The sequence below is a fragment of the Kumtagia sp. genome, assembly GCF_059502445.1.
This window is the reverse complement of the sequence record NZ_JCACER010000017.1, coordinates 59,983-84,369: the sequence shown is the minus strand read 5'-3', so window position 1 is coordinate 84,369 and position 24,387 is coordinate 59,983. Positions and strand designations below refer to the sequence as shown.

Below are 24,387 nucleotides of genomic sequence, written 5' to 3'. Positions count from 1 at the left end.
GAAGGATGCCCTTTCGGCGTCGGGAAGGCAGGATGTGGGCCGTTCTCAACAACCGATGGATTTGGCATTTCCATGCAACGCCAGATGCACCTCGTCGCCTACCTCAAGACCGGCCCGACGGCGCTGCATGCCGGCGGATGGCGGCATCCGGAGGCGACGCTCGCCGACATCTTCGAGCCGGCGCGCTACGAACATGTCGCGCGGGTGCTGGAGGATGCCTGCTTCGACGGCTGCTTCTTCGCTGACCTGTTCGGGCTCTACGACATCCACAAGGGCGGCTTCGACACCTATGTCGAGCGCGGCGGACAGATTTCCTTCCTCGATCCGCTGACCGTCCTGCCGGTGATGGCGCGCGCCACCAGCCGTCTGGGGCTCGGCGCGACGCTGTCGACCACACTTTTCCACCCGTATCACCTGGCGCGGTCGCTGCTTTCGCTCGACGTATTCTCCAGGGGACGCGTCGCCTGGAACATCGTCACGTCGGCGACGGCTCTGGAGGCCCGGAATTTCGGGCTTGAGACGCTGCCGGACAAGGACGCCCGCTACGACCAGGCCGACGAGGTCGTCGAAGCCTGCCTGAAGCTTTGGCGAAGCTGGGATGCCGATGCATTCGTTCTCGACAAGACGACGGGCGTCTTCGCCGATCCGTCCAAGGTTCACTACAGCGACCATGCCGGCCGCTTCGTGAAGACGCGCGGTCCGCTCTCCATCCCGCAAAGCGCTCAGAAGCATCCGGTGCTGATGCAGGCGGGCTCCTCCGAGCGCGGCCGGCGGTTCGCCGCCCGCTGGGCGGAGGTCGTGTTCGCGGCGCAGAAGGGCAAGGCCGAGATGCAGGCCTTCTACCAGGACATTAAAGGGCGGCTCGACGCGCATTGCCGCCGGCCGGAAGACTGCGCGATCCTGGTGCAGACGAGCTGCATCGTCGGCGAAACAGATGCGATCGCCGCCGAGAAGGCCGCCTATCTCAACGATCTGGCCGACGAAGAGCTGCGGCTGGCAACCACCTCCAGTTCCGTGGGTGTCGATATGAGCCGCTATGAGGACGGCCAGTCGTTGTCGGACCTGGCCGGCAGCCAGGGCATGCAGGGCTCGGTCGATCTGCTCGAGCAGGTGCGCAGGGACGGCGCCCTGTCGATTTCGCAAGCGGCGCGGAAGGCGCTTCCCAACCAACTGGTCGGCTCGCCGGCGACGATCGCCGACCGGCTGGAAGAGCTGTTCCTGGCGCAGGCCTGCGACGGCTTCGTGCTGGCGCCGGCGACTTTCCCCACCAGCCACGAGAGTTTTGCGCGCGCCGTGGTGCCGGAGCTGCAGCGGCGGGGCCTGTTCCGCAAGGCCTATCAGGGCAAGACGCTGCGCGAGCATCTGCGCGAGGGGAACGCCGCATGCTGATCGGATTTTCCGCCAATCTCCAGCGGCCGTCGAAGACGCGGGCGCTGGTCGCGGAGATCGTCGAAAGGCTGGGCGACCGTTTCGGACCCGCCAGCCTGCACGATCTCTCCGAGACGGCACGCATGTTCGGCGGCGCCTTGCAGGCAAGCGAACTGACCGGCGAGGCGGCGGACATCCTCGCGGTAATAGAGCGGGCGGATGCACTCGTCGTCGCGAGCCCGGTCCACAAGGGTTCCTACACCGGGCTGTTCAAGCACGTCTTCGACCTCGTCCGGCCAGATGCACTCTACGGCAAACCGGTGATCGTCGCGGCGGCCGGCGGCGGCCCCCGCCATGCGCTGGTCGTCGAGCACCAGATGCGGCCGCTGTTCGGCTTCTTCCGCGCGCAGGTGATGCCGACCGCCGTCTATGCCTGCGATGCGGATTTTTCCGACGGCAAGCTCGTCGACAGGCTGGTGAAGGAGCGCGTCGCCGACGCGGCCGCCGAACTCGGGGACAGCCGTGCCGCCTTGGCGGCCTGAGCGAGCATTTCCGTTTTTCTTCGGATCAACGGAACTGCTCTCTATCTCTTTGTTTTTTGCAATTCCGAACGCTGCGCACTTTTGCTGGAACCGCTCTAGAGCGGAATCCGGTCAAGATGGACCGGAATTCCACTCTATCTGTTTGTTTTGTCGCATGATCTTTGTCCAAAAAGTCTGCAACTTTTCGGGATCATGCTCTAGCCGCAGGTGAAACCGCGCTGGTTTTGGGCGAAGCGGACGTCTTCCCTGGGCGTCAGCGTGCGCAGCTTGTGACAGCCGCATTGCTCGCTGAGCGGCGCGCGGATCATGGTGCGCAGGCTGATGCGCGAGGCGGGGTGGCGCAGGCTTTCATGCAGGGCGGTCGAATCTTCCGGCGGCCGGTCCATGATGCCGTCCTGCCAGCGCACGATGAAGCTGGCGGCGACGTAGCAGGCACCGATCTCGCGGGCGAGCGAGGCCTCCGCGCCGGTCGAATGGTTCATCGCGTCGGCTCCCAGGACCTTGTAGGCATGCGCCTCGGCGCGGCTGCCGAAACGCGGCCCCCAATTGTGCGCGAACACGAGCTGCTGATCCTGCCCGACGACGCGGTGCGGCTGCGGCCACAGCTCCTCGGCGGTCTCTTTCAGCAGGGCCGCGAGTTGCGGGCAGAAGAGCTGCACGGACTGGCAGGCGGCGGTCATCTTGCCCGACAGCGAGTAGCGCGTCTGCGAAAGGTCGAGCACGTCCCAGGGGATGATGAAATCTCCGGGCTTCAGCATCCGGTTCATCGAACCGGAGGTCGAGTCCGCCAAGATCTTCTTCACGCCGGCTTCCCGCAGGATCCAGGCAACCTTGCGAAAAGCCTCATGGTTGATGGAATCGATCGGCCACCCATGGGCGAAGACGTTGAGAATCCGCCTCGGCTCGCCATCCGGCGTGCCTTCGCCGGAGACCTCGATGACCTGCCAGTTCTCGCTCGGTCCCCACGGCGTCTCGAAGACCAGGCCGCGCTCCCTGACCGAGACGCCGGGCTCCAGCACGTCGTCGGGAAACATGAGACCCCATTGGGCACTGCCGGAAATCAGCGCGAAAGGGGTCTGCGGTATCGTGTCGGCCATGGGAGGAACCTTTCAAGAGGTCAGAATGCGGATATCGCCGATTGTCCGCACCTCGAGGCGCGGCGCGTCGGTGAGACCGGAGGGCTGGCCCGCGCCGCTTTCATAGGGCGTGCCGGGATAATAGCGGTTGGCGGCGGTGTTGCGGACGCGCAGTTCGACCATGACACGGCCGGCGCCCGGCAGAGCGAAGGCGGCCTCGCCGGCGACATGGCGGCCGGCGACCGCGCCGTCCATCAGGCATTCCGCGGTGCCGGCGAGGCCCGGACAGACGAGACTCCAGCGTCGGCCGGCATCGAGAGGCGGGAGCTCGATCTCGCGGCGGTAGACACCGGTGCCGGCGAAGGCCCCGAAACCCTGCCTCTCCCAGCCTCGATCCGTCCGGATCGGCTGGAACGGCCCGCCGGCGGAGAAGGTCCAGCCATCGGGCAGCGGGACCGGAGGCGGCAGGTCGGACATTGGCGCCGTCGCCGGCGCCGGCCGTGGGTCGGCCCCGCTGCCGGGCCGGGTTCCGATGCAGAGCAAGGCATGCGCGGCGATCTCGATGCGGACCGCGCCGCTGAGCCCATAGGCGAAAGGCGACACCGCGCCGGTTTCCGGATGCCAGCGCAGGAGATCGACCGGGCCGTCCGGCAGGGATAGCCGTACGATGCGCCGTTCCGGCTGGTCGTTGAAAAGGGCGAGCCGCATCCCGCCATCGACGCGCGCCGCCGCGGCGAAGGTCGGCCCATGCTCGAAGCGCGCCGGCGGGACGGGAAGGGCATCGCGGAGAAGGTTTGCGACGGTTTCGTAGTCGGGTTCGTCGACATGGCGGAGCGGCAGGCCGGCGAAGGCTGCCGCTAGTGCTTTGTCGAGGCCGGTCTCGCGCGTCTGCCGGGGCAGGCTGCCCGAGCCGATCAACCGGCCGCCCGCGGTCGCGAATTCCGCGATGATTGTCGCCGTGCGCGGCCCCGCCAGCGTGCTGACCGCCGGCAGGATCAGCGCGGCATAGCGGCCCGACGGCAGGAGCAACTCGCAGTCAAAAATCCGGGCGTCGGCGAGGCCGCTTTCGTCGACGATGTCGAAGCCGATGCCCGACAGCGTCAGGGCTTCGGCCCAAAGCCCGAAATGGCGGCCGCAATCGGAAGCGGGGCCTTCGGCGCGGATGGTCTCGAGCGGATAGAGGAGTGCCACCGGGCGGATGGGCTCGCCGTCCTCCAGGAAGGCCGAGAGCCGCGCAAGTTCCTCGAGCACCGGGGGCGCATCCTGCCACCAGGGCTCAAAATTGAAGCCGGGCGCGAAATCGAAGCGTGGATTGGCGCCGGACCTTTCGCCCGGCGCGAAGCCGTCGGTCAGATAGAGCGCATGCAGCACGACGCGGCGTGCGCCCTGCAAGGTGTGGCGGATGGCCTGGGCGCGCAGGCGCTCCAGCGTCAGGCCCCATTGGCCGGCGGCTCCGGCCATGCCGGACTCGCGGCCGGTCGAATACTGCTCCAGCGTGCAGCGTGCGCGGCCATTGGCGCGGGCGACCGAATCGCCGAGCCTGGCGGCCAGTTGCGGACGATAGTCGGCCGCGTCGACCGACGTCGCCGAACGGTACCGGTCGACGCCGAAATAGTCGACACCGGGCATCGAGCGCGGGTCGATGCCCGTCAGGCCGTCGTGCAGGCCCCATGTTCCGACGTGAGTCAGCAGTTCGTGCCCGCTGAAGGCCACGCCATGCTTGTCGCACCAGGCGCGCAGCGTGCCGAAGAACGCCTCCTGCAGCCGGTCGGAGTAGGCGCGGAAGAAACGCGTGCGCATCGCCACGGTGGCCGGCCCGACATCTCCGATCAGCGCGGCGAGCTGCAGCGCCAGCGACTCGCCGCCGAGCAGGGCCGGCAGACGTTTGTCCCACAGCAGGCTGTTGCCGACGTCGCCGTGCATGCCCTGCCAGTGATAGAAGCCGGCATAGGGATGATCGAAGAAAAAGCCCTTCGCGTCGGCGTTCGTCGCTGCAAGTAGCGGGCGATAGACTTTTTCGGCAAAACGCTGCGCCGCTTCGGGCATCAGGTAGTTGACGAGGCGCGAGCTGCGGCAGCGGGCGGCGACGAAGACGGTGACCGAGGCGTCGGTATCGGCCGGGATATCGACAGCGCATGAGACGTCGTCGGCCGCGACGATGCCGGCGCGGGAGGTGAGGTCGCGGAAGCGGCGATCCGGTCCATGGCCGGCGGCGGCGACGATCTCCCACTCATCCCAGAGCGGCGCGGCGCCCTCGTAGCACCAGCGCAGCCCCTCCTCGCCGAGAAATTCCAGCCAGGGGGAGCGGATGTCGCCAAAGGTCGCCTGGGCACTGCCCCGGCGCACCGGAACGGTCAGCCAGAAGAGGTGGCGTTCGCGGAGATGGTCGGCGCCTTCGACCGTCCGTCCACCGCCGTGGCCGGACATCCAGTTGTATTCGTCGTAAATCTCGATGGAGAGGCCCAGCCGGCCGGCCTCGTCACAGGCCAGGCGATAGGCGTCGAGGAAAGCAGGCGAAAGATAGTCGCCGAGCGGCAGCCCGAGCCGTGCCTGGATCATGATCGTGCCCAGGCCCGACCGGGCGATCTCCGCGAGGCGGGCGGCGATCTCGGCCTTGCCCGGGATATGGTGCCAGAACCAGAAGGCGCCCGGCCGAAACGGCTGGGCGGGAGACTGGAACCAATCCGGGGCTTCCATCGGGGTCAGGCGATCGGCGCCAGGTGGACGACGAGGCGGCGGCCGGTGGCGTCGGGCAGCGAGAACCGCAGGACGCCTGTGTCCCCGGTCGGGGAAACGGCCTCGCCGTCGAGATGCGCCGCGACCAGCCGCCCGGGCTCGATCCCCGACAAGGCGATCTCGAAACTATCGCCGACTTCAGGATGAAGCGTCATCGAGACACAGGTCTCGGCGAGCGTCAGGTTGGCGATGCGGCCGCGGGTCGGGGTCTCAAGGAGCGTTCCGCGGGTCGTCGAAAGGGAAAGGGTGCCCTGGGCGACGGCAACCGTCACCGGACCTATCGGGGTCTCGACAGGCCCGAGGCTTCCCGGCTCGCCGGTGTTGCGCAATTCCCAGCCCGCCCACGGATTGATGTCCATGATATCGGCCACGCCGAGCAGCGGCAGCAGTGCACCCCAGGAGTAGAACGGGTCCGTGTCGCCCTGATCCATGGCTTCGCCGGTTTCGGCGTTGTAGTTTTCGGCGATCACCCGATCCGCCCACGATTTTTCGAAGAGCTTCATGCATTTGGCGCCGAACGCCCTGGCCTCGGCCTCGAAGCCGTTGCGACGCAGCGCATGCCAGACGAAATAGTTGACGTTCGGCCATATGCGGCCGCGCCAGTAGACGTTGTCGCGATAGGCCGGGTCGTCGCGGGTGGCGTTGGGGATGACCCATTCGCCGCCGAAGGTGCGGGGGTCGTCGAGATGCTGGAGCAGCCGCCCGGCCTGTTCGGGCGTGGCCGCGCCGCAGATCAGCGGATAGAAGCTCGTCGGCGCCAGGCTCCGCACGAAGCCGCCGTTGCGCTGCCGGTTGGCGAAGATGCCGCGCGCCTCGTCCCACAGCTCGGTGCGGATCCTGTCGCGGCTCGATGCCGCCAGAGCGTCCAACTCCTCCGCCTCGCCGGTGCGGCCCAGTTCGCGGGCGATCAGCGCCAGCATCTCGGCGTCGAGCGCCAGCACCGAGTTCAAGCCGACGTCGAAGGTCGAGAGCGTGCGCGTTTCCGGCTCGTAGATCGCTTCGTCATGGGTGGCGGAATTGTCCATGCCGGTCTCGTTGCGCGCGCCGAAGTGCATGCCCTTGTACATGCCTTCGCCGACATCCGACGTGCCGCAGGAGACAAGCCCGCGGCGGTCGGGATCGCGCATTTCGCGCCACCAGAGCTGGTTGCGCCGGAGCGGCTCGTAGACGAGCTCGAGCAGCGAACGATCACGACCGCGCAAAAACATCATCCAGGCCATGAACGCCCCGTTGGGCGCCTGGGTGCGGTCGACCCAGGAATCGTTGACATTGGTGAGGCAGGCGAAATTTCCCTGCGGCGTGGCATTGGCCATTGCGGTCGCCATGTTGTCGAAGCCGAGCCGGCGATCGAACAGGCTGCACATCAGCGCATGGTAGGTGGCGTCGTTGTACCAGACGGCGAAGCCGCCGAGATCCCACATGCGGCTGGTCGCGGTGAAGTTGCGATGGTGTGCGGTGTCACGCAGGGTGTTCCAGCCCATCACGTCGCAGACCGCGTCGAGCGCGCCGGCATTGCGGCCGGTCTGGACCGGCAGGGGCGGCGAGGATGCACCCTTGGCGAGGCATTCCCGCGCCTTTGCGATCGCCAGCCCGCGGTCGTCCGCGACCGCAGCGGCGAAGCGCGTGTGCTTCGACATTTCGAGCTCGAAGCGCAGCGCCAGCGCCTTCGCCTCGTTGCCGCGGCTGCCGAGATAGAAATAGCCGTTGGCGTCGAAATCGGCGACCAGATCGGCGACGCTGTCATGCGCGGTGACCTGCACCGGCTGAGTGGAGGCGACGACGGCGACGAAGCGTGTTCCGACCTTGATGGTCGCCGCCTGCGCGGCCTCGTCGAAGACGGCGGTCGCGCCATTCTCGGCCGAAAGGGAAAGCGCTACCCAGTAGCGGAGACCCCATTCGCCGTGATGCGTGCAGCGCCATTCGCCGTGAAAGGCCCAAGGATCGGTCTTGTCGTAGCGGAAATCCAGCTTCGTGCCGCCATAGCGCGTCTGGAAGGCGATATGCTCGCCGTCGATGCCATGGCGGCCGAATGTCAGGTCGGGTCCGGGAGCGATCGTCGTCGCCTTGCCGGCCCGGCTCGAAAACAGCACCGGCGTCAGGCGAACGCGGAGGGGCAGGAAAACCATCTCGCCCGGCCGGTTCGACCAGGTATTCCAGGCCCGCGCGGCCGGAACGTTGGCATCGACTAGCATCGTCAGCATCCGTGCATGCGGGCCGGTCAGCCTATCCGACCGGCCGAAAAACCGGGACGGGCCTGGCGCCCGTCCCGTCGGTATCGGGCAGTCGATGCTACCGCGCGAACTCCGTCTTGACCTCGGCCCACATGTCCGAGATCTCCTGCCGCTGTTCTTCCGTCAGCGGAAGGGCGAACTTCAGGCGATCGAGAACTTCCGGGTTGCCCATGACGGTCCTGTTGAAGGCGTCCTCCGGCAACGCCGCGACCGCCTTCGCATTGGCCGAAACGGCCGCACCCGCGTTCGTGTCCCAGGTGACGTAGAAGTCGGGGCTGATCATGTAGTCGATGAACTTCTCGGCGGCTTCCTTGTTCGGAGCGTCCTTGGCGATCATCATGACGTCGAACCAGGCCGAGGCACCCTCGGTCGGGACGACGAACTCGATCGGCAGCTTGTGGCGCTTGATGGCGCGCGCCGCGCCGCCGGCCCAGATCTCGCCGATGTCGAAGTTCTTGGCCGCGATGCCCTTCATCCACTCGTCCTCGGACGCCCAGAAGGAGCGGATCTGCGGCTTGAGCGCGAGCAGCTTCTCCTTGATCGCCGCCATGTCCGCCGGGTGGTTGATGTCCTGGCCGAGAGCGAGCGCCGCCATCTGGACGTTGTAGATGCCGTCGTCGCGCAAGGAGACGCGGCCCGCATATTTGGGATCCCACAAGGCGTTGACCGAGGTGAGCTTGTCCTTGATGGTCTCGGTGTTATAGGCGAACGAGTTGATGCCCCAGACCCACGGCACTCCCCACGTCTCATCGCCGACCTTGACGATGTCGCTATCCCTGAACTGCGCGGACACGTCGGCGAAGTTGCTGATCTTGGAGGTGTCGATCGGCTCGATCAGACCCTCGTCGCGCGTTGCCGGCAGGAAGGGCGTGCCGACCACGACGACATCGTAGGCGCCGGGGCTGGTGCGCATCTTGGTGAGCATTTCCTGCTCCGACGTATAGTAGTCGTGGACGACGGTGACACCCGTCATCTCCTTGAACTTCTCCACTGCGAACTTCTCGTCCGTGCCGTAGCCGTTCCAGTTCAGAACACGGATTTCCTGTGCCTGCGCGGCGGTCGTGCCCGCCGCCAATGACAGCATCGTCGTCCCGGCGAGCGCCGCCGCGGCCGACAGAATGATCTTGCGCCTGTTCATTTTGATGTCCTTCCCCTGGAGAGATGCGCATGCCCGCGCAGTTTCGGTCTCGCGAAGATGCGGTTCCACGCATGTTCGTACACTAACAATATCCAACACCGTCCCTTGCGCAAGAGGGGACGGAGGCGAATTTTCGGGCACAGCGGGCACTTGCGCAAAAATCGACTTGCTAGGGTAGCGGAAACCGGCTTTAGTTCGTATACGAACAGTAAAACGGGGAACGCGTCGGCGGCAACCGCCCGGCGCCGTCTTGTCGAGGTAGCCATGACCAGCAGCGCCAGACGCCTGCGTGCAATCATCGGCCTGAGCGGGCCGACCGCGCTGTGGCTCACCGTGACGGTCGTGCTGCCGCTGGCGGCCATGTTGGTGTTCAGCTTCCTGACGGTCGTGCCGGTGGGCGGACGCGAGGCGGCGTTCACGCTCAAGCACTACACCGACTTCTTCACCCGGCCGCTCTATCTGACCAATGCCTGGCGTTCGGTTCGGCTCGGCCTGGAAGTGACCTTCTTCTGCGCGCTGATCGGCTATCCGGCAGCCTACATCCTCGCCAAGGCCATCAAGGGCCGCTGGCGCGAGGCCCTGCTCCTGCTCATCGTCCTGCCGTTCTGGAGCAACAGTCTCGTGCGCACGTTTTCATGGACGATGGTGCTCAGCGACAACGGCTTGCTCGCCCGCACGATCCACGGCATCCTGCCTTTCGCGCCCTCCTTCGATCTGCTCTACACCTACCCGGCGATCGTGATCGGGCTGGTGCAGTCGTACCTGCCCTACATGATCCTCACCTGCTACATCTCGCTGCAGGCGATCGAGGACAGTCTGACGGAAGCGGCCTACAGCCTCGGCGCGTCGCGCTTCGATGTCTTCCGCCGCGTGATCCTGCCACTCAGCCTGCCGGGGCTCATCGCCGGCTCGATCCTGATCTTCGTGCCGGTGCTGGGCGCCTTCATGGAGCCGCGCATCCTCGGCGGCCAGCAGGCCATCATGCTGGGGACGCTGATCGAGAACCAGTTCACGGCCTCGTTCAACTGGCCGCTCGGCGCGGCGCTCGGCTTCATCATGCTGGCAATCGTGCTGCTGATCATGGGCCTGTTCTATCCCGTGCTGAAGAAGCACATCTCGGTCAATTGAGGGTGTGACGATGAACAAGGCCAGCTCCGCCTTATCGGGCCTGTACCTCCTCCTGATCCTGTTCTTTCTCTACATCCCGATCATCGTCATGATGATCATGTCGTTCAACCGGTCGGAACTCTACCTGCTTCCGTTCGAGTTCGACCTTGTGTGGTACCAGCAGCTTGCGCAGAACGACCAGCTGATCGGCGCGGCGCGCAACAGCATCGTCATCGCGCTGGTCAACACCGTGATCGCGACGACGCTGGGCACGCTGACGGCGCTGTGCTTCGCGCGCTACGAGTTCCGCGGCAAGCGGGTGCTGCAGGGCATGCTCGTGCCGACGCTCACCATGCCGTGGCTCATCACCGGCACGGCGATGCTAATGTTCTTCTTCTGGTCGGGCATCGGCCGCGGACTCCATTCGATCCTGCTCGGCCACGTCGCCCTGTCGCTGCCCTATGTCGTCATCATCGTCGGCGCGCGCCTGCGCAGCCTCGGCGTGTCGATGGAAGAGGCCGCCGCGACGCTGGGCGCGAATGCATGGCAGACCTTCTGGCGCGTGACCGCGCCGCTGATGGCGCCGGGCATCGTGGCGGCGGCACTGTTCGCCTTCGCGATTTCCTTCGACCAGTTCGTCATTTCCTACTTCCTTGCGCCCGTCGGCACCTCGACGCTGCCGGTGCAGATCTACTCGGCCATCCGCAAGGGTTTCACCCCCGAGATCAACGCGATCTCGACGATCATCATTCTCGCCTCGATGGTGCTGATGATCGGTTTCGCCCGCTTTTCCAAGTTCGGTGGAGAACGCTGAAATGAGTGCTGTCGGCATCAGCAACGTCGCGAAGTACTACGGCAAGGTCGCCGCACTCGACGACGTCTCCATGACCGTCCAGGACGGCGAGTTCTTCGGCTTGCTCGGTCCCTCCGGCGGCGGCAAGACCACGCTGCTGCGTGCGATCGCCGGTTTCGTGGAACCGGATCGCGGCGAGATCACCATCGCCGGCAAGGCAGTCTCGAACATCCCGATCAACAAGCGCGACATCGGGATGATGTTCCAGAACTACGCCTTGTTTCCGCATCTGACGGTGGCGGAAAATATCGGCTTCGGCCTCTCCGTCCGTCATCGGCCGAAGGCGGAGATCGCCGAACGTGTCAGGCAGCTGCTGGAGCTCGTCCGGCTGTCCGGTTTCGAGGGCCGCAAGCCCAAGCAGATGTCGGGCGGCCAGCAGCAGCGCATCGCGCTCGCCCGCGCGCTCTCGACCAATCCGAAAGTGCTGCTTCTCGACGAACCGCTGGGCGCACTCGACAAGAAGCTCCGCGAGGAGATGCAGTTCGAGCTCAAGCAGATTCAGCGCGACGTCGGCATCACCACCGTCTTCGTCACCCACGACCAGGAGGAGGCGCTGACGCTGTCGGACCGTATCGCCATCATGAATGGGGGCAGGGTCGAGCAGATCGGTGCGCCACGCGATATCTATGAGCGGCCGCGCACGGCGTTCGCCGCCAGCTTCCTAGGCACCGCCAATTTCTTCGAAGGTGTCGTTTCCGGGCGCGGCGACGGGGTCACCCGGATCGAATTGCCGGACGGGCAGGCGATCTTCACCACCGACGAAGCGCCGGCCGGCGCGAGGGTCACTGCCGCCGTGCGGCCGGAGAAGCTGCTTGCCGGGCCGGTCGGAGCCCAGGGCCAGGAGGGCCGCACGAACACCATCCAGGGTCGCGTCATGGCCGAGGTTTTCGCCGGCAACAGCGTGACGTACAAGGTCGACGCGGGGAACAAGCCGGTGACGGTTTTCGTCCAGAACCGCACCGACGAGCGGTTCGGCCCGGACCAGACCATAGCTTTGACCTGGGCGCCGTATCATACCATTCTTGTTGCGGCCTGAGGGGCGCGCAGAGTGAAGGCCAGGATGGTGAACCGGGGCGTGCCGGAGAAACGGGAAGGCACGGGCGAGGAGACGGAAATCTCCGCATCGCAACGCGGCGAGTCACGCGACTATGTGCTCGACGAGCAGGTGGGATTCATCCTGCGGCAAGTCCAGCAGCGGCATGCCGCGCTTTTCACCACCCGTGTCGGCGGCGATCTGACGCCGACCCAATGGGCGGTCCTGGCCAAGCTCGCCGAGGTGGGCGGCATGTCGCAGAACCTGCTGGGCCGCCAGACCGCGATGGACAACGTCACGATCAAGGGTGTCGTGGAGCGCCTGGTCAAGCGCGGGCTGCTGGTCACCAGGCGCGACCCGGCGGATCCCAGACGGTTCTCGATCTCCCTTTCGCCGGCGGGCAGCACGATCTACGCGGAGCGTGTCGGGCCGGCGCGGGAAGTCACGCGCGAAACGCTCGAGCCGCTCGACAGCGAAGAACGCGACGCCCTGCTTCGCCTGCTGTCGAAGCTGCGCTAGACCGATCCTGAGATCCGGGCGATCCCGGTACCGCCCGGCCGCGCGTTCCGGAAGGATACGGCAGCTTGATTCCGAGGTCCGCGTCGGCGGCTTCGAATTCCCGGTTATTTCGTTGCCAGTCGCCTGACCGTGCCTGCCGTGTCGGCCCAGTCCGGCTTCTGCGGCGCGAAGCGGGCGCGCATATAGTCCGACAACTCGGCGATCGCCTGGTGGGACAGCGATGCGCCGAAGGCGGGCATGGCCATGACCTCCTCACGCTCGCCGACCGGTTCGGGAATGCCGTGCAGGATCGTCTGAATGAGGTTGTCCGGCGTTTCGGTATGGACGTTCGAGTTGAGCGCGAGCGAGGCGACCGGGGCCGTATCGTTGTGGCATGAGGCGCAGGCGCCCTCGAAGAGGCGGGCGCCGACGGGAAAGCGCATGCGCGCTGCCGGTTCCGCGGCGCTTGCGGCTTCGATCGCGCCGGCGGCGGCGGTTATCGGGTCTGTCGCGGGCTTGTCGTTCAGGCTGGCGAGATAGGTCGCCATGGCGTGGATGTCGGAATCGGGCAAGGGCGCGAGCGACTCGACGACGTGCGCCATCGGTCCGGCAGCCGGACCATGATCGGCGGCCCGGCCCTTCCGGAGATAGTCGTAGAAGGCATCCTCGGTCCAGCCGACAGGCGAGGCCGAAAGGGCGGTCAGCGCCGGCGCATGCCAGCCGTCGGCATAGCCGCCGCCAAGGTGCCGGTCGCCTTTCACCTCCGCGCCGAGGATATTGCGCTCCGAGTGGCAGGCGCTGCAGTGGCCGAGCCCTTCGACCAGCTCGGCACCCCGGTTCCATGCCGCGCCGCGGCTTGCATCCTTCGGGACCGGCGAGGAGGAGAGATACAGCGCGTTCCAGCCTGCCATCAGGGGACGGACGTTGAAGGGGAACCGCAATTCGGTCTGCGGGACCTTCCGGGGGGATGCCGGCTGCTGCATGAGATAGGCATAGAGGGCCTGGAGATCGCTCTCGCTCGCCTTGGCGAAGGACGTATAGGGATGGGCCGGGTAGAGATGGCTGCCGTCGCGGCTCACGCCCTGTCGCATCGCCCGCTCGAAGGCGGGATAGGACCAGGCGCCGATCCCGGCCTCCGGATGCGGCGTGATGTTGGGGGCATGGACGACGCCGAAGGGGGTTTCGAGCGCGCGTCCCCCGGCGAAGGCCAGCCCGTCATTTCCGATGTGGCAGACATTGCAGGCACCCGCGGCGGCGGCCAGCCGCCCGCGCTCGATGGCGGCGGCCGAGAACATGTCGGAGGCGGGGCGCTCGACCGGCGCGATCGGCGCGCGCCATGGCAGGACCGCCGCGCCCAGCGCCAGAGCCCCGGCAAAAGCGCCGGCCAACGGTCCGGCAACCCGGCGGCGGGCGGATTTCGGCTTCTCCTGCGTCGGGGCCGGGGGCAGCGGGTTGAGCGCCGCGCGCACACGCTCCGGGGTCAGCGGCAGCTCGCGAAAGCGCACGCCGGTTGCATCGAAGATCGCGTTGGTGATGGCCGCGGCGCTGGGCACGGAGGCCGATTCGCCCGCGCCGAGCGGCGGTTCGTCCGGCCTCGGCACCATGAGCACGTCGACCTGCGGCACCTCCGGGAACCGCAGGATCGGGTAGGCCCCCCATTCGAGGCTCTGCACGGCATCGGCGGAGAAGTTCACCTCCTCCTTGAGGACGCGGCTGGTGGACTGGATGACGTTGCCATGGATCTGGTGCCGGACACCGTCGGGATTGACGACCTGGCCGGTGTCCTGACCGCAGACGACCCTGGTGACGGCGATCTCGCCGGTCTTCCTGTTGACCGCCACGTCGGCGACCCAGGCCGACCAGGCGGCCGCCGTTCCGGGGAAGGTGCCGTGCACGTAGACGGCATAGGCGAAACCCCGGCCGTAGAGGATGTCGCCGTCGCCGCCATGCGAGAACGGCCCGGTGTGCGGCTGCCAGTTCGCCCGTTCCGCGACTGCGCGGACAAGGTCGACGGCGCGCGGATCATGCAGGTAGCGCAGGCGGTATTCGATCGGATCGACACCCGCGGCCGTCGCCAGCTCGTCGATGAAGGATTCGTGCGCGAAACTGTTCGGCATGGCCGAAACGCCGCGGAACCACGAAGCGCGCGCGATCGGCGGCATGTCGTGCACCGTCACCCGCATGTTGGCGTATGCGTAGGGCGGGATTGCGGTCCGGTCGCCCATCTGCGCGACGCCGGCGACGGGCGGGATCTTGCCGGTGAGAATGAGCGGCAGCGTCGGCGCGAGGTTCGAGGGGTAGCGTGTCTCGAACTCGTAGGCGGCCGGGCCGCCTTCCAGGTCGAGACCGCCGCGCACGTCGATGACCTGGCCCGCTCCCTTGGGCTCCCAGCCGTGCTCCTGCTCGCGCGTCAGCTGCACGCGCACCGGCTTGCCCGCGGCGCGTGAGAGCAGGGCGGCGTCGGCCGTCACGTCGTCGGCGCAGTTGCGGCCGTAGCAGCCGGCGGCCTCGAGCCGTTCGACGACGATCAGGTCCTCCGGCATGTCCATCAGGCGCGACAGGTCGCTGCGCATCGGGAACGGGTTCTGGGTACCCGACCAGACCGTCAGCCCGCCGGGCCGCCAGTCGGCGACCGCGCAGGAGGGACCGATCGATCCGTGCATCTGGAAGGGCCAGACATAGCTGCGGTCCATGATGTCGCCGACGCCCTTCAGCGCGCGCTCCACGTCGCCCCGGTCGGCCAGCTTGCGGGGCGTCGCCGGATTGTCGCGGATGGCTTCCTCAGGACGGTTCAGGTTGGGGATGGCGGGGATGCCGCGCCAGGTGACCTTCAGCTTCTGCATGGCGAGGATCGCATTCTCCTCGCGTGTGGCGACCACGCCGACGAAATCGCCGATCGTCACGACGCAGACCAGGCCCGGAACGTCCGCGACCGATCCCTCATCCACGCCCGCAAGGCTCCCGCCAACGTGAGGGCCGTGGTCGAAGCCGGCATAAGGCGGCCGGATCACCCGGCCGTGCAGCATGCCGGGCAGCCGCACGTCGTGCACATAGGTGAAGGCGCCGGTGGCCTTCTCGGGAAGGTCGATGCGCGGTTGCGCGCGGCCGACCACACGGTAGGCCGAACTTGCCTTGAGGGCTGCGCCCGCGTCCAGGCGCAGGCGGATGCCACGGCCGGCGATGAGGTCGCCATAACTGGCGAAGCGATTGCTTTCCGCCCTCGGCCGTACCACGCCGTCCTCGACCAGCAGGTCGTCCGGCACGCAGTCGAGCTGTTCGGCGGCAAGCCGCACCAGATGCGCCCGGGCGGTGGCGGCCGCCTGACGAAGCGGAATCGCCGTGACCTGGATCGTCTCGCTGGCGATCGTCGGGCCCTGGTTCGGGGCCGCCTCGGTGGCGCCGAGCACCATCTCGACGGCCTGGAACGGCACGTCCAGCTCTTCCGCGACGATCTGAGCCAGGGCGGTGCGGATGCCCGTGCCGAGGTCGACATGGCCGTTGAAGGCGCGCACCTTCCCGTCGGCGCCGATGGCGACGAAAAGCTCCTCCCGACCGGTATCCGAGACCCGCGTGACGGTGAGCATGTCGGCGTCGCCCAGATAGGCTGAGATCGGCTTTTCGCGGGGCTGCTTCATGGATGGTCCCGATGCGTTTCGTCCGGGCTGCCGGCTCGCGCCGCGGCGCGCACGGCGTCCAGGATCTCCAGATGCGTGCCGCAGCGGCATAGGTGGTGGCGCAACGCCTCCCGGATCTCGCTCTCGCTCGGATTGTTCGTGCGGCGCAGCAGGGCGACCGTGGCGATGATCATGCCGTTCAGGCAGTAGCCGCATTGCGCCGCGTTCCGGGCAATGAAGGCGGACTGGACCGGGTGGGGCCTTTCGCGGGTTCCCAGGCCCTCCAGCGTGGTGACCGGCCGGCCCTTCAGGGCTGAAAGCGGGACGGCGCACGAGCGAACCGCGCGGTTCGCGACTAGCACCGCGCAGGCGCCGCATTCGCCCAGGCCGCAGCCATATTTCGGGCCGTTGAGGGCAAGATCGTTGCGCAGGACGTAGAACAGCGGCGTCTGCGGGGAGGCCTCGACCTCGACCCGCTCGCCGTTGACCAGAAGTTCGACCGTCATGGCTGCGGCTCTGGCATGTGGCCCGGAATCGTTATTCGAGCGTGTCGGTTCCGATGATCTGCCGCAGAGTGTGCATCAGCGCCAGCCGTTCTGCCGGGTTGAGCCGCTCCACGGTCAATTCGCTGATCCTGCGGGCGCAGGGGATCATCGCATCGAGAACGGTCCTGCCTTCTTCCGTGATCGTCACGATGACCTTGCGGGCATCCGAGGGGTCCTCGCCAAGCGCGACCAGCGAGCGCGCCTGCAGGCGCGCGATGATGCCCCGGATGGTCGCCTGGTCGATCGCGGTCGAGCGGACCAGTTCCCCCTGCGACTGCGGCCCGCGGTCCTTGAGGGCACAAAGCGTCGCGAACTGCACCGACGTCAGCTGCGGATCGGAGGCGTTTGCCTGGAAGATCGCCAGGTGCTTCTGATAGGCGCGACGCAGGAGATAGCCGATCTGCTCCGAAAAGGCGTATTCGTTGTCTGGCTGCCCTGCATCCTGTTTCCCGAGCATTCTCGTTTCCGTCGCTTTCCGCGGCACCTTCAGCGATCCAGGCATGAAGCGCCGAACGCGAGCGGCCGTCAATGTGCGCCGGCGCGCGGCAATGCCCTGCTGCCCGGCCCATGCGCATCGCGTTATGGCGCATGTCGACGACCTTCACTCGGCTCAGCCTTTCATAAAGAGTGCAATCACTTTAATCGCGTTTTACGATGCCCTGTCAATCTCTCGAAATTCATGATGCGAATCAGCGCGATTTGCAAGGGTCTCGCTTCAAGATGCCCGCCGGTGAGGAGCAAATCCGAAGCAGAAAAAAAGTGTAGACACTTGAACTATTCGTCTGTTGGCCGTACTCGTTGCGTGAATGCGCTGCGGAGATGAGGTCATGGCGAAACTACAGAAGATTGCCGTCGTCGGTGCCGGCCTGGGCGGGGTCGCGGCCGGCACGCTGCTTCAGAAGGCGGGCTTCCAGGTCGACATCTACGAGCAGGCGCCCGCCTTTTCCCGCCTTGGCGCCGGCATCCATATGGGGCCGAACGTCCTCAAGATATTCCGCCGCATGGGGATCGAGGACGCGCTGGTCGCGATGGGGAGCCAGCCGTCCTTCTGGTTCAGCCGCGACGGCGCGACCGGCGACTATCTCTCGCGCATCCCGCTGGGCGACTTCGCCCTCAAGGAGTACGGTGCGCATTACGTCACCGTGCATCGCGGCGACCTTCACACCTTGCAGATTTCGACGCTGGAGACCGGCACGCTGCACTTCGACAAGCGCCTCGAGGCCCTCGTCGAGGACGAAGCCGGGGTCAACCTGACCTTTGCCGACGGCTCGACGGCGAAGGCCGACATCGTGGTCGGCGCGGACGGCATCAATTCGCGTGTCCGCGAGGCGCTGCTCGGGCCGGAGAAGCCCAACTACTCCGGCTGGGTCGGCCATCGCGCGCTGATCACCGGCGAGAAGCTGCGCCGCTACAATTTCGATTTCGAAGCCTGCGTGAAATGGTGGTCGGAAGACCGCCACATGATGGTCTATTACACCACCACCAGGAAGGACGAGTACTACTACGTCACCGGCGTGCCGCACGACGCCTGGGACTTCGATGGCGCCTTCGTGCAATCCTCCCGCGAGGAGATGGAAGCGGCCTTCGTCGGCTATCACCCGATCGTCCAGGCGCTGATCGCGTCGACCGACGAGGTCACCAAATGGCCGCTGCTCAACCGCAATCCGCTGCCGCTCTGGAGCAGCGGCCGCATGGTCCTGCTCGGCGACGCCTGCCACCCGATGAAGCCGCATATGGCGCAGGGCGCGGCCATGGCGATCGAGGACGCGGCCATGCTGGCGCGCTGCCTGGCGGAGACCGGCATCGGCGACCACGCCAGCGCCTTCCAGTTGTACGAGGAGAACCGGCGCGACAGGGCCTCCCGCATTCAGGCGGTTTCCAACGCCAACACCTGGCTGCGGACCCAGGAGGATCCGGCCTGGGTGTTCGGCTACGACATCTACGCGGCGCCCCTGAAGAGCGCCGCGGCGGCGTGAGGAGACGGACCATGACTGCTGCTCCCACCGGCCACAACGTCTCCGCCAACGGCATCCGCCAGCATTTTCTGCGCTATGCAGGAAAGGGCGCTCCCCTCGTCGTGGTGCCGGGTATCACCAGTCCGGCGATCACCTGGGGCTTCGTGGCCGAGCGGCTGGCGGAGGCCTTCGACGTACATGTGCTCGACGTGCGAGGCCGTGGCCTGTCGTCGAGCGGACCCGATCTCGACTATGGCACCGACGCCATGGCGGCCGATCTGGTTGCCTTCATCCAGGCGCTGGAACTGCGGGACGCGACGGTGCTCGGCCACTCGATGGGTGCCCGCATCGGTGCGCGCGCGGCCCATGCGCAGGCTTCGGGCATCGCCCGCCTGGTGATGGTCGATCCGCCGGTCTCCGGCCCAGGACGGCGCTCCTATCCCTCCAAGCTGCCCTGGTATGTCGATTCCATCCGGCTGGCCACGGCCGGCACGGATGCGGAGGGCATGCGCGCCTTCTGCCCGACCTGGACGGAGGAGCAGCGGGCCCTGCGCGCCGAATGGCTGCACACCTGCTACGAGCCGGCGATCGTCAAGGCCTTCAACGATTTCCACGACGACGATTTCCACAAGGACCTGCCCGGCCTGCCGGTGCCGGCCAGCCTGATGATCGCCGGACGCGGCGGTGTGATCGAAGACGCCGACCGTGCGGAGATAGAGCGGCTCAACCCGTCTATCGCCATGACCAAGGTCGAGAATGCCGGGCACATGATCCCGTGGGACGACCTCGAAGGTTTCATCGTCGCGGTCAACACGCTGCTTGGCTCAAGCATTCCGGTCAGGAGCTGATTCATGAACAAGACCCATTATCGCATCGGCCAGATCGTCCCCAGTTCCAATATCACCATGGAGACGGAGATCCCGGCGATGCTGGCGGCGCGCCAGCTCATCCTGCCGGAGCGCTTCACCTTCCACTCTGCGCGCATGCGCATGAAGCACGTCACCAAGGACGAGCTGGCCGCCATGGACGCCCAGTCCGACCGCTGCGCGCTGGAGCTGTCCGACGCGCGCGTCGACGTGCTCGGCTATGCCTGCCTCGTCGCCATCATGTCGATGGGCCACGGCTATCACCGCGAGAGCGAGAAGCGCCTGCATGCCGTCACCGTGGCGAACGAGGCGGCCGCGCCGGTGGTCACCAGCGCCGGCGCCCTGGTCGATGCGCTGGGCGTCATGGGAGCCAGGCGCATCGCGCTGGTCGCGCCCTACATGAAGCCGCTGACCAGGATGGTGATCGACTATATCGAAGCCGAGGGCGTCGAGGTCGTCACCCACAAGGCGCTCGAGATATCCAACAACCTCGAGGTGGCGGCGCACGATCCGGCAAACCTGCCCGCTATCGTGCAGGACCTCGACACGTCGGGCGTCGATGCGATCGTGCTTTCGGCCTGCGTGCAGATGCCGTCGCTGGCCAGCGTCGCCCGCGTCGAGGCGATGACCGGGAAGCCGGTGGTGACGGCGGCCATCGCGACCACCTACCAAATGCTGAAGGCGCTGGAGCTGGCGCCGATCGTACCGGGCGCCGGCGCGCTGCTGTCGGGCGCCTATTGAGGAGGAGCAGGTGATGAGCCAGTCGGCGCAGGACAACTACCAGGGAGTCTGGGGCAACCGCATCGGCTTCGGCAAGAGTCCGGCCGTGCTCGTCATCGACTTCATGAAGGCCTACACCACCGAAGGCGCGCCGCTCTACGCGCCGGGCGTCGTCGCCGCCGTGGCGCGGACGCCGACGCTGCTGGCGATGGCCCGGCGCACGCAGACGCCGGTCGTTCACACCAACATCCTCTATCACGCACCCGGCTGCGCCGACGGCGGCATGTGGGTGAAGAAAAGCCCGGTGATGGCCGCCATGGTCCCCGGCAATCCGCTCGCCGAGTTCTGCGAAGGCGTCGAGCCGGCCGCCGGCGAGCCCGTCTTCACCAAGCAATATGCCAGCGCCTTCTTCGGCACCAGCCTTGCGCCGATGCTGCACGCACAGGGCATCGACACGCTTATCCTGGCGGGTTGTTCGACCAGCGGCTGCATCCGCGCGAGCGCTGTCGACGGGGTGCAGCACGGGTTCCGCGTCATCGTCGTGCGCGACTGCGTCGGCGACCGGCACGATGGTCCGCACGAGGCGAACCTCTTCGACATCGATTCCAAATATGGCGACGTCGTCCGTCTCGACGAGGCGCTCGACTATCTCGGGAACCGGCACTGAGCCGCAGGGCACGCACTCTAGGAGAACCAGAATGGATCAGTTCAGCTTTACGGAGATCTGCCTGCATCAGCTCAAGATGTCGGGCGTGCATGAAGGCGAGCGGCTCATCGTGCTCACCCAGGGCAACGAGCGCCTCGACTATGCCGATGCCTTCATGGCGGCCGGCCAGCGTCTCGGCGCGAAGATGTATCACATGCGCCTGCCCGCCGTGCCGCCCGCGGGCGCCTGGGCGGTGGGCAAGACCGGCCTGGCGGCGATGCCGGAGGCTGTCGAGGCGCTGAAGGCCGCCGACATGCTGATCGACTGCATCTTCCTGCTGTTCAGCCCGGAGCAGATGGCCATCCAGGCGGCGGGCACGCGCATCCTGACGGCGGTCGAGCCGCCGGAACTGCTTGCCCGGATGCTGCCGAGCAAGGCGCTGCGCGAGCGCGTCGAGTTCGCCGGCCATCTCCTGTCGAAGGCGAAGGTGATGCGCATCACCTCGCCGCACGGGACCGACGTCACCTACAAGCTCAACACCTATCCGGCGGTCACGGAATATGCCTGCACCGACGAGCCGGGCCGCTGGGACCACTGGCCTTCGGGCTTCGTGTTCACAGGCGGCGACGACGACGGCGTCGACGGCACGATCGTGGTGGCGCCGGGCGACATCCTGCTGCCGCAGAACATCTATGTCCGCGATCCGATCGTCTACACGATCGAGAAGGGCTGGATCACCGATATCCGCGGCGGCCTCGACGCCGAACTCGTCAAGTCCTACATGGACGCCTTCGACGATCCCCGCGGCAAGGGCATGAGCCATGTCGGCTGGGGCCTGAACCCCGACGCCAAGTGGCATCGCATGGTGCCGGGCGAGTTCCCCGGCGGTATGGGCATGGAACCGCGCTCGTTCTACGGCAACGTGATGTTCTCGACAGGCCCGAACAACGAACTCGGCGGGCCGAACGACACCGCCTGCCATCTCGACATCCCGATGCGCAACTGCTCGCTGTTCCTGGACGACGAGCCTTTGGTTCTCGACGGCGACGTCATCGTCAAGGAGATGCAGCACAAACGTGGCTGAGGCGGAGGCGCAGCAGCCCCTCGGAAAGAACGGCCGCCCTTCAAAGGTCGGCGTCGCACCGCAGCTCGTGGGCTGGCGGACCGGCTTGTCTCCTCGGCCCCGTTCCATGCTATAGGCCGGCCTCGATCCCAGCGGAGCTGACCCTGATCCAGGTCGACGACACAGCCATTCCCGCCCCGGCAGGCGGCATCAAGGCGTTCATCATCCACCTGCGGCGCGCGCACGATCGGCAGCCGCAGGTGCAACGGCTGGCGGCCGGGTTGCCGGTGCCGCTCGAGATCATGGATGCCGTGGATGCGCTGGATCTGAGCGACGCGGACATCGATCGCGTCTACCGCAGGCACCTGCATCGACCACGTTATCCCTTCGCGCTGTCGCGGAGCGAGATCGCCTGCTTCCTGTCGCATCGTGGGGCCTGGCGCGCCATCGTCGACCAGGGACTCGATGCCGGACTGGTGCTCGAGGACGACGTCGCATTGGAGCCGGGCTTTCCGGCAACCTTCGCCGCGGCGCGCGCGTGTCTTGGGCCCGGCGATCTCATCCGCTTCCCGGTGCAGGAAGGAAGGGAGCGCGGGCCGGAGGTTTTTGCCGCCGACGGGCTTCGCATCATCCGGCCGAACCCGGTCGGGCTGCGCATGGCCGCGCAACTCATCGGCCGGGACGCTGCCGGCCGGCTGCTTGCCGCCACCGAACGATTCGACCGGCCCGTCGACACGACAGCCCAGATGAACTGGGTCACCGGTCTTGCCCCGCTCAGCGTCGAGCCGAGCGGGGTCCGGGAGATCTCGGCGACGCTCGGCGGCAGCACCATCCAGCGGAAGAAGCGGCCGCTGCTGGACAAGCTGGCGCGCGAGATATTGCGTCCGCTCTACCGGATGAAGGTCGCGGCCCGCTCGCGCGCGGGCGGCTGACTGGGAGGTCGGCAGCTCGCATCTGTGCCGAAGCAGCCGGTGCGACGCCGGGTTGCACTTTTTGGGGAATGGGAAAGACCGAGGACCGGCGCAGGCGGACTTCTGCCGGGGGGAGGCGGTCAGGTGGGAATAGTTCAGCCAAATAATTGTTGAATGGATTAGTCAGGAATGTTACGTCCCCGCCCGTCAAGGCGATCATGGCTTGACGAAGGGTTCGCCGTGTTCCGACGGGGATGGCGGGCTTTGCGGCGCGAATAGCGCTGGTGTCGGCTCGCGGCTACCGCGACAAAGCCGCGTTTCGCAGCAGCAAGGGCGAGAGCGAGGTCACGATGATCTGTTTTCCGGGCGGACGGCGAGTGCAACTGCCGAGTGTGTTGAGGGCAGCCCTGACCGCGGCGCTTCTGATGTCCGCCGGCCACGCCGTGGCTCAGGATGCCGGCGGCACGCCGCAAGCCAATCCGCGGCCTGCAGTGGAGGCGCCGTCGCAGCCGACGGCAACGCCGCAGGTCGACCAGCCCGGCGCCGCGCCGGCGCCGGCCGCCACGCAGGAACGGCTAAGCCAGCCGCAGGTAGCTCCGGACGCGCAGGCGCCGGTCGCTGCCGAGCCCGCTGCGGGCGGGACGGCGGTAGATGGCGTCGCGCCGACGACCGCGCCGGCCGATCCGGTTGCAGCGGGAGAGGGCCCTACGGTGGCCGTCGAGGACGAGGCTGCAAATTCCACGCTGCCGCACGACCTTTCGCCCTGGGGCATGTTCATGGCGGCCGACTGGGTGGTCAAGGCGGTGATGATCGGCCTTGCCTTCGCCTCGCTGGTCACCTGGACGGTGTGGCTGGCCAAGTCGCTGGAGATCGCCGGCGCCAAGACGCGGCTGCGCGGCGTGCTGCGGGTGCTCGGTTCGGTCAGGACGCTCGACGAGGCGGTGACCGAGGTCGGCAAGCGCGGCGGCCCGGGCGCGGAGCTGGTCCGGGCGGCGGCGGAAGAGGTCGGCCTCTCCGCCGAGGCGCTGCAACACGCGTCGTCTCACGGTCTCAAGGAACGCGTGAACTCGCGGCTCGGCCGTATCCAGGCGCTGGCCGGGCGCAGGATGACCAAGGGCACCGGCGTGCTCGCCACCATCGGCTCGACCGCCCCCTTCGTCGGCCTGTTCGGCACGGTGTGGGGCATCATGAATTCCTTCATCGGCATATCGGAAGCGCAGACCACCAACCTCGCCGTCGTGGCGCCGGGCATCGCCGAGGCGCTGCTGGCGACGGCGATCGGGCTGGTCGCGGCCATACCCGCGGTCGTCATCTACAACGTGTTCGCCCGCTCCATCACGGCCTACCGCCAGGCGCTGGCCGACGCCGCCGCCGGCGTCGAGCGCCTCGTCAGCCGCGACCTCGATTTCCGCTTCGCCCCGGCGGTCGAGCGGCAGTCGGCCGGCGGCCGTCCGGTGCTGATCCGCGACGCGGCCGAGTAGGGGA

General features: G+C 67.1%; 20 protein-coding genes. 13 read left to right on the top strand and 7 right to left on the bottom strand.

Features of this window, described 5'->3' with window-relative positions; translation table 11 throughout:
• Positions 1-72: 72 nt before the first annotated feature.
• Together AC5JDC_RS07090 and AC5JDC_RS07085 are read left to right on the top strand one after the other, a co-directional pair.
• Positions 73-1,389 (top strand): NtaA/DmoA family FMN-dependent monooxygenase, encoded by a 1,317-nt coding sequence (locus AC5JDC_RS07090; RefSeq protein WP_495840369.1) that lies wholly within the window; start codon positions 73-75, stop codon positions 1,387-1,389.
• Entirely contained in the window at positions 1,383-1,910 is a 528-nt protein-coding gene (locus AC5JDC_RS07085; RefSeq protein WP_495840367.1) for an NAD(P)H-dependent oxidoreductase, read from the top strand. The genes AC5JDC_RS07090 and AC5JDC_RS07085 overlap by 7 nt, the downstream gene beginning before the upstream one ends.
• A gap of 197 nt (positions 1,911-2,107) precedes the next feature.
• On the opposite strand, the gene AC5JDC_RS07080 is transcribed toward AC5JDC_RS07085, so the two are convergent.
• The 4 genes from AC5JDC_RS07080 to AC5JDC_RS07065 form a co-directional block, all read right to left on the bottom strand.
• Positions 2,108-3,007 carry a phosphorylase family protein gene (locus AC5JDC_RS07080; protein ID WP_495840365.1) on the bottom strand — a complete coding sequence of 300 codons (900 nt, stop codon included), beginning with the start codon at positions 3,005-3,007 and terminating at the stop codon, positions 2,108-2,110.
• Positions 3,008-3,019: 12 nt separating this feature from the next.
• Positions 3,020-5,683: a carbohydrate-binding protein gene (locus AC5JDC_RS07075; protein WP_495840363.1), complete on the bottom strand. Its 2,664-nt coding sequence runs from the start codon at positions 5,681-5,683 to the stop codon at positions 3,020-3,022.
• 5 nt (positions 5,684-5,688) lie between these two features.
• Complete coding sequence (locus tag AC5JDC_RS07070) at positions 5,689-7,923, bottom strand: MGH1-like glycoside hydrolase domain-containing protein (RefSeq protein WP_495840361.1); 2,235 nt, start codon at positions 7,921-7,923, stop codon at positions 5,689-5,691.
• An 88-nt stretch (positions 7,924-8,011) separates the two neighbouring features.
• Complete coding sequence (locus tag AC5JDC_RS07065; protein ID WP_495840359.1) at positions 8,012-9,091, bottom strand: ABC transporter substrate-binding protein; 1,080 nt, start codon at positions 9,089-9,091, stop codon at positions 8,012-8,014.
• Between the two features lie 264 nt (positions 9,092-9,355).
• Here AC5JDC_RS07065 and AC5JDC_RS07060 point away from each other — a divergent pair, with 264 nt between their 5' ends.
• The 4 genes from AC5JDC_RS07060 to AC5JDC_RS07045 are packed head-to-tail and all read left to right on the top strand — an operon-like array spanning position 9,356 to position 12,603.
• Positions 9,356-10,219 carry an ABC transporter permease gene (locus AC5JDC_RS07060; protein WP_495840357.1) on the top strand — a complete coding sequence of 288 codons (864 nt, stop codon included), beginning with the start codon at positions 9,356-9,358 and terminating at the stop codon, positions 10,217-10,219.
• A 10-nt stretch (positions 10,220-10,229) separates the two neighbouring features.
• On the top strand, positions 10,230-11,012 hold the full coding sequence (locus AC5JDC_RS07055) for an ABC transporter permease (protein WP_495840355.1): 783 nt from the start codon (positions 10,230-10,232) through the stop codon (positions 11,010-11,012).
• A gap of 1 nt (position 11,013) precedes the next feature.
• Positions 11,014-12,087 carry an ABC transporter ATP-binding protein gene (locus AC5JDC_RS07050; protein WP_106771507.1) on the top strand — a complete coding sequence of 358 codons (1,074 nt, stop codon included), beginning with the start codon at positions 11,014-11,016 and terminating at the stop codon, positions 12,085-12,087.
• Positions 12,088-12,111: 24 nt separating this feature from the next.
• On the top strand, positions 12,112-12,603 hold the full coding sequence (locus AC5JDC_RS07045; protein WP_495840353.1) for a MarR family winged helix-turn-helix transcriptional regulator: 492 nt from the start codon (positions 12,112-12,114) through the stop codon (positions 12,601-12,603).
• Between the two features lie 104 nt (positions 12,604-12,707).
• Here the strand turns inward: AC5JDC_RS07045 and AC5JDC_RS07040 are convergent, their stop codons facing one another.
• From AC5JDC_RS07040 to AC5JDC_RS07030, 3 genes are read right to left on the bottom strand one after another with little or no spacing between them, the layout of a single operon-like run.
• Complete coding sequence (locus tag AC5JDC_RS07040) at positions 12,708-16,217, bottom strand: molybdopterin cofactor-binding domain-containing protein (RefSeq protein ID WP_495840351.1); 3,510 nt, start codon at positions 16,215-16,217, stop codon at positions 12,708-12,710.
• Positions 16,214-16,702, bottom strand: a complete 489-nt coding sequence (locus AC5JDC_RS07035) for a (2Fe-2S)-binding protein (protein WP_495840349.1) — start codon at positions 16,700-16,702, stop codon at positions 16,214-16,216. Before AC5JDC_RS07035 ends, AC5JDC_RS07040 begins: the two co-directional genes overlap by 4 nt.
• A 31-nt stretch (positions 16,703-16,733) precedes the next feature.
• Positions 16,734-17,198: a MarR family winged helix-turn-helix transcriptional regulator gene (locus tag AC5JDC_RS07030; protein WP_106771503.1), complete on the bottom strand. Its 465-nt coding sequence runs from the start codon at positions 17,196-17,198 to the stop codon at positions 16,734-16,736.
• Between the two features lie 370 nt (positions 17,199-17,568).
• On the opposite strand from AC5JDC_RS07030, the gene AC5JDC_RS07025 reads away from it, so the two are divergent.
• The 7 genes from AC5JDC_RS07025 (at position 17,569) to exbB (ending at position 24,383) form a co-directional block, all read left to right on the top strand.
• The gene (locus AC5JDC_RS07025; RefSeq protein ID WP_495840346.1) at positions 17,569-18,717 is read left to right on the top strand and encodes an FAD-dependent oxidoreductase; all 1,149 of its coding nucleotides are present in this window, start codon (positions 17,569-17,571) and stop codon (positions 18,715-18,717) included.
• A gap of 11 nt (positions 18,718-18,728) precedes the next feature.
• The gene (locus AC5JDC_RS07020; RefSeq protein WP_495840344.1) at positions 18,729-19,544 is read left to right on the top strand and encodes an alpha/beta fold hydrolase; all 816 of its coding nucleotides are present in this window, start codon (positions 18,729-18,731) and stop codon (positions 19,542-19,544) included.
• Positions 19,545-19,547: 3 nt separating this feature from the next.
• Positions 19,548-20,303 carry a maleate cis-trans isomerase family protein gene (locus AC5JDC_RS07015; RefSeq protein ID WP_495840342.1) on the top strand — a complete coding sequence of 252 codons (756 nt, stop codon included), beginning with the start codon at positions 19,548-19,550 and terminating at the stop codon, positions 20,301-20,303.
• Between the two features lie 13 nt (positions 20,304-20,316).
• Positions 20,317-20,949, top strand: coding sequence for an N-carbamoylsarcosine amidohydrolase (locus tag AC5JDC_RS07010; protein WP_495840340.1), 633 nt, complete (start codon positions 20,317-20,319; stop codon positions 20,947-20,949).
• 31 nt (positions 20,950-20,980) lie between these two features.
• Complete coding sequence (locus AC5JDC_RS07005; RefSeq protein WP_495840338.1) at positions 20,981-22,012, top strand: 2,5-dihydroxypyridine 5,6-dioxygenase NicX family protein; 1,032 nt, start codon at positions 20,981-20,983, stop codon at positions 22,010-22,012.
• A gap of 188 nt (positions 22,013-22,200) precedes the next feature.
• Positions 22,201-22,923 (top strand): glycosyltransferase family 25 protein, encoded by a 723-nt coding sequence (locus tag AC5JDC_RS07000; RefSeq protein ID WP_495840401.1) that lies wholly within the window; start codon positions 22,201-22,203, stop codon positions 22,921-22,923.
• A 404-nt stretch (positions 22,924-23,327) separates the two neighbouring features.
• Positions 23,328-24,383: a tonB-system energizer ExbB gene (gene exbB / locus AC5JDC_RS06995; RefSeq protein ID WP_495840336.1), complete on the top strand. Its 1,056-nt coding sequence runs from the start codon at positions 23,328-23,330 to the stop codon at positions 24,381-24,383.
• The last annotated feature ends 4 nt before the right edge of the window (positions 24,384-24,387 follow it).